Source organism: Meiothermus cerbereus (assembly GCF_051297115.1).
GTDB classification, from domain to species: Bacteria; Deinococcota; Deinococci; order Deinococcales; family Thermaceae; genus Meiothermus; species Meiothermus cerbereus_A.
This window is the reverse complement of record NZ_JBEVAL010000118.1, coordinates 1-4,340: the sequence shown is the minus strand read 5'-3', so window position 1 is coordinate 4,340 and position 4,340 is coordinate 1. Positions and strand designations below refer to the sequence as shown.

Below are 4,340 nucleotides of genomic sequence, written 5' to 3'. Positions count from 1 at the left end.
GATGACCTTCATGCCCTTGCTCCTGATGGATTTTTCTTGCCCCCTCGAAACATCTGGATACGGCATAAGGGGGCAAGAAACCTACCACCGCCGCATGACCTCGATAGCCTCATCCAGACGATCCAGCAACCGATCCAGCCGCGCCCGCTGCTCCCTGAACTCCCCCATCAGTACCCGGAAACGCTCCGGGGCGATCATCCCCTCCGGTGGGCTCCAGCCCTTGCCGAGGTAGTGCTCCTGCTTCTTCCCCTCCCGGTGCTCCACCAGGTAGGGGTAGGGGCCGTGCAGCGCTCCCCGAGTGCAGCGGCACTGCGCCTTGCCACAGGTCTTCTTCTTCCACACCACCCGCATGGGGATCAGGCCCTCCAGCCGGGCCTGGGCCTGCTCGAGGTCGCGCTGGGCTTCCTCGATGCGGGCCAGCAGGTTGTCCAGCGCCCGCACCGCCCGCTTGCGTTCGCCCTCTAAGTCAATCGGCATAAAGCCCTCCTCAGAAGAAGGAAGGGGCCGGATGGCCCCCTGGTGCTAGGCGGCTTTAGCCCTGGCCTCGGCCTTCAGGCGGCGCAAAAGCTCTTTGAGCGTGGCTGAAACCCGCCCGCTTGCCAACACCTCAAACTCCCCCTCCTGCTCGATCCAGCCGTAGTTGATGTGCTCTTTGAGGAGTTCCAGCAGGGCTTTGACTTCCTTTTCGCTGAGTTCGATCTGCATAGCGATCACCTCATCGAAAGAAACGGGGCGGCCTTCTGCCGCCCCCTGGCTTAGGCTGCCGCCAGGACTCGTTCTTCCCGCTCGAGGCATTCCAGGATCTCCCGCGCCGCCCGCACGATGCGCTCGGGGGAGGCCTCCAGCCCCTCCACCGTGCCCTGCCAGCTCAGGATGTAGTCCCGGCTCGTGCTCATGGGCAGCCCGAGCTCCCGCCCCACGGCGTAGGCTGTGGCTTCGGCCTCGAGTTCTTCCACCTCCCGGGGCAGGTCCATTCCCCCAAAGTGCAGCAGGGTGTGGGCCCACTCGTGCAGCAGCGTTTCGGCCTTGCGGGTGTGGCCCTGATCCGCCGCCAGCCCGGCCTCCTCGAGGAGCTCCCGCCGCACCTTGCGGGCCATCCCCTCCAGGGCATTGGTCAGGCTGGGACCCTCATGGTCGTCCTGGTCGCGCAACACCACCAGCACCGCCAGCCCCAGCCGGTACACATCCACATCACACCAGGCCTGCTCGTGCCAGGGAAACCTGCGACGCCAGACTACCTTCATATTCCCTCCAAAAAGGAACCCCTCAGAGAAAAGGACATTCCCTGAGAGGCAGGAAAGGACGCTTACCTTAGTACACCGGAGCGGTGTACACAACTTCCCCGCTCGAGTCGCGGTAAGCGACGGCCCGAACGGGTGCATACCCGGCACGATGCAGTTCCGCCTTCAAGAGGCGGAGGGCGGCGATCTCCTGCAAGAGACCAAAGAGCCGCTTGGCATCAGCCGGTGGTAGGGCTTTGGCCAGTTCCCTCAGGCGCTCGCGCACCTCGCTCACCGACCAGCCCTCTTCCTGGAGCATCTCCGCCAGAACCACGTGGGCCCCCTGCGCTTCGACGAGAACCGTAAAGCTCTCGAAAGCATCAGGAGCCGCCTTCGTCTCCCACAAGCCAGGCTTGCGGGAAGCAAAAGCCTTGCCGTCACGGGTTCTGAGGATAGTGATCCCCAGGACACCCTCCTTGAACTTCTCTTCCCTGGCGGGGAGGGAATCCACCAGGGAATCTACTCCCTCAAGGCTGTAGGGGTCTATGCGGTAGCCTGCGCGTTCCAGCCGCTCCACCGTCTCTTGCGAGATGAGGCCTTCGGAGAAGTGCGGGTTGCCCGCGAGTTCCTCTTCCCGCTCCAGGCGGCTCAAGCTGCGAATCTCCTCCCCGGAAGAGAGGAACCGCTCGAGCCAGCCCTTCGCGTCGGCTACCCGGCGGTCGGGGGCCTGGGCGTACCTGTCCACCAGCATCCCTTTGGCGGCCTTCAACGCGAGCTTCTTGGGGCCCGCTTTGAAGCGCACCAGGGCGTGGCGGTCGCTCACCTCCTGGACATAGCCCTTACCGTACTGGGGGTGGTTGATCTCCGCCCCCTTCCGCAAGGTTACTTTAGTGTCCCACGGGAACACCTCGTACACCTTGTCCGGGCCTTTCCACGTACCCACGGACTTGACCCCTTTGACCTCCTCCTTGAGGCGGTCATCCTTGCGGACGACCAGCGTGGAGGGGGTCTTCTGGACGAGGCGGCGGCGGGTCTTCTCCAGGGCCTCCTTCAGGGCGGCCCAGACGATGAGGGCAACCCGGTCATCGCGGGAGAAGCGCTCGAAGCGCTGATTCTCCCTCGCCGCCTTGAAGAACTCCCTCTTCGCCACCTCGTCCCCCTTGAGGACGGCCCTCAAACCCTCGAGGGCCTCCTGAACGCTCCGAGGCTCACGCCCCAGAGCTGCCTGAATCCGGTTTGCCCAAACTACCGTGCTGATGCTGTTGTACATGGTTTTACCTCCTGATAACAGGATACCACGGCGGAGCAATACAGTGTGGTTCTTGCCCCCTCGCTACCCACTCAAAAGCAACAAGGGGGGCAAGAACCCTACTCCGTCTTCAGCCACCGCCCCCGGTCGTAGCTTTGAAGCGTCTGGTAGAGCATCCGCATCTCTTCCAGCGCCCCTTCCTTCCAGGGCCGCCAGTCCCACCCCCCACTCCCCTTGAGACCGAGCTCGAGGCGCACCCGCTCCTCGGCCTGGCGCAGCCGGTAGGCGTAGACCTGGTTCTTGAAGACACCGATGGTTATTGCGAGCGTTTTCACGCCCAAAGCGGTGGGGCGGCCTCTGCCGCCCCCTGGTTCGTCCTAGAGTCCTGCCGCTTGCCCGCCCAACAGCGCCAGCGCCACGATGGGCACCAGCCAGTAGCTTTTCCCGTACACCTCGAGCAGCCGCCGGGCCGCCTCCAGCTCCTCTTCTCTCAAACCTTCCTCTCTGAGGATTCCCATTGCCTCAGCGCTCGCCGCCTCCTCCTCGGGGATGAACAGCAAACCCACGGCGTAAGCCAGGGCCAGCACCCCGATGGCCGCCGGGTTGAGCAGGAAAGCCAGGGTCAGCCCGCTGCCCAGCAGCATCCATCTAAAGATGAGCACATAGTAGGCAATCCAGGCCCAGCGCTCCCCTCGGGCAAACCTCAGAGCGTGGGCCGCCTCATGCGCGGCGAGGGCCACATCCTTCACCGTGCGTCCCTCCGCCGTCTCCCGCCGGAGCCACACCACCCGGAAGATGGGGAAGAACCCGTCCTGGCGGCTCAGCCTCCAGGGGATACTCCGCTTTCTGAGCAGATACCCCCCGGAAAAGGGAAGCACCACCCCGGCCTCCCGCTCCCGCCGGGTGCGCTCGAGGTAGTAGGCCAGCAACGAGGCCAGCAACATGCCCAACAGTAAAAGCTCCAGCGCCATAGTTCTATTGTCCCCCAAAGGAAACAAAAAAAGGGGGCTCCCGCCACAGCGAGGCCCCCACCATGCACGACAGCCCTGGATTAGAACACATCAATCACGTCGTCCTGCTTCTCCCCCTCCTTCTCCTCTTCCACGATCACCACCACCGCCTTGCCGTTGGTGGGGTAGGCGTTGAAGAGCACGGTGAGGCCCTTCTTGTTGCCCAGGGCGGTGCCGATGCGAGTCCAGCGGGTCTTCCGCTCCCCGTCCTTCTCGTACTCCACCGGGGTAAAGACCTTGAAGGGCTTGTCCTCAGTGGCCAGGCCCTCCGCCACCACCACCGCCCGGCCTTGCACGGGGATGGCATCGAGCAACAGCGTGAGCCCCTTGCTGTTGACGAAGCCCGCTCCGATGCGGTTCCAGAAGGTCTTTTCCTCGTTCACCTCCACGGGCACGAACACGCCGAATGCACCATTGTCCTTGCTCATACAAACCTCCATACCCGGCCTGCCTTCCGGTCAGGACTTATGGGTTGTTGCCTTTCTCGATGGGGCCTCTAGGCCCCCTGGCTCATCAGGGCCTCTTCGATGAGCTTTTTGCCCATCCGCCGCTCGACCTTGTGCGCGGCCCGCTTCAGCGCCCGCACCTCCTTCTGGCTGTAGGAGACGTATCGCCGCTCGGCGAGGAAGTCCGCCAAGCGCCGCCGTGCTTTGATCTCTCGATTCATGCCCCTGGCGGTGGGGCACTTCACGGTGCCCCCTGGCTCTTGCCTCCCTGTTCCCTGCTCAATCCCCACGACGGGGGCAAGAAAACCCCACCCCTGCCCGCTTTTGCTACCATCAAAATATGAAGCCCTATATTCGCTACGGGAAGAACGGCTTCCGGCTCTACCCGCCCCGTACCCTGCGGGGTGAGGCCGCC

At 63.9% G+C, this 4,340-nt stretch carries 8 protein-coding genes; all 8 read right to left on the bottom strand.

Features of this window, described 5'->3' with window-relative positions:
• Positions 1 to 81: 81 nt before the first annotated feature.
• The 8 genes from ABWU19_RS14290 to ABWU19_RS14255 all read right to left on the bottom strand — a co-directional run bounded on the left by ABWU19_RS14290 (position 82) and on the right by ABWU19_RS14255 (position 4,146).
• The gene (locus tag ABWU19_RS14290; RefSeq protein ID WP_435902327.1) at positions 82 to 477 is read right to left on the bottom strand and encodes a DUF6788 family protein; all 396 of its coding nucleotides are present in this window, start codon (positions 475 to 477) and stop codon (positions 82 to 84) included.
• A 45-nt stretch (positions 478 to 522) separates the two neighbouring features.
• Positions 523 to 705, bottom strand: a complete 183-nt coding sequence (locus ABWU19_RS14285) for a peptidylprolyl isomerase (protein WP_435902326.1) — start codon at positions 703 to 705, stop codon at positions 523 to 525.
• 50 nt (positions 706 to 755) lie between these two features.
• The gene (locus ABWU19_RS14280) at positions 756 to 1,244 is read right to left on the bottom strand and encodes a hypothetical protein (protein ID WP_435902325.1); all 489 of its coding nucleotides are present in this window, start codon (positions 1,242 to 1,244) and stop codon (positions 756 to 758) included.
• Between the two features lie 67 nt (positions 1,245 to 1,311).
• Complete coding sequence (locus ABWU19_RS14275) at positions 1,312 to 2,370, bottom strand: hypothetical protein (protein ID WP_435902324.1); 1,059 nt, start codon at positions 2,368 to 2,370, stop codon at positions 1,312 to 1,314.
• Between the two features lie 218 nt (positions 2,371 to 2,588).
• Complete coding sequence (locus tag ABWU19_RS14270) at positions 2,589 to 2,804, bottom strand: hypothetical protein (protein ID WP_435902323.1); 216 nt, start codon at positions 2,802 to 2,804, stop codon at positions 2,589 to 2,591.
• 42 nt (positions 2,805 to 2,846) lie between these two features.
• Complete coding sequence (locus tag ABWU19_RS14265; RefSeq protein WP_435902322.1) at positions 2,847 to 3,440, bottom strand: zinc metallopeptidase; 594 nt, start codon at positions 3,438 to 3,440, stop codon at positions 2,847 to 2,849.
• An 80-nt stretch (positions 3,441 to 3,520) separates the two neighbouring features.
• Positions 3,521 to 3,907, bottom strand: a complete 387-nt coding sequence (locus ABWU19_RS14260) for a hypothetical protein (RefSeq protein ID WP_435902321.1) — start codon at positions 3,905 to 3,907, stop codon at positions 3,521 to 3,523.
• Positions 3,908 to 3,975: 68 nt separating this feature from the next.
• Positions 3,976 to 4,146: a hypothetical protein gene (locus ABWU19_RS14255; protein WP_435902320.1), complete on the bottom strand. Its 171-nt coding sequence runs from the start codon at positions 4,144 to 4,146 to the stop codon at positions 3,976 to 3,978.
• Positions 4,147 to 4,340 lie beyond the last annotated feature (194 nt).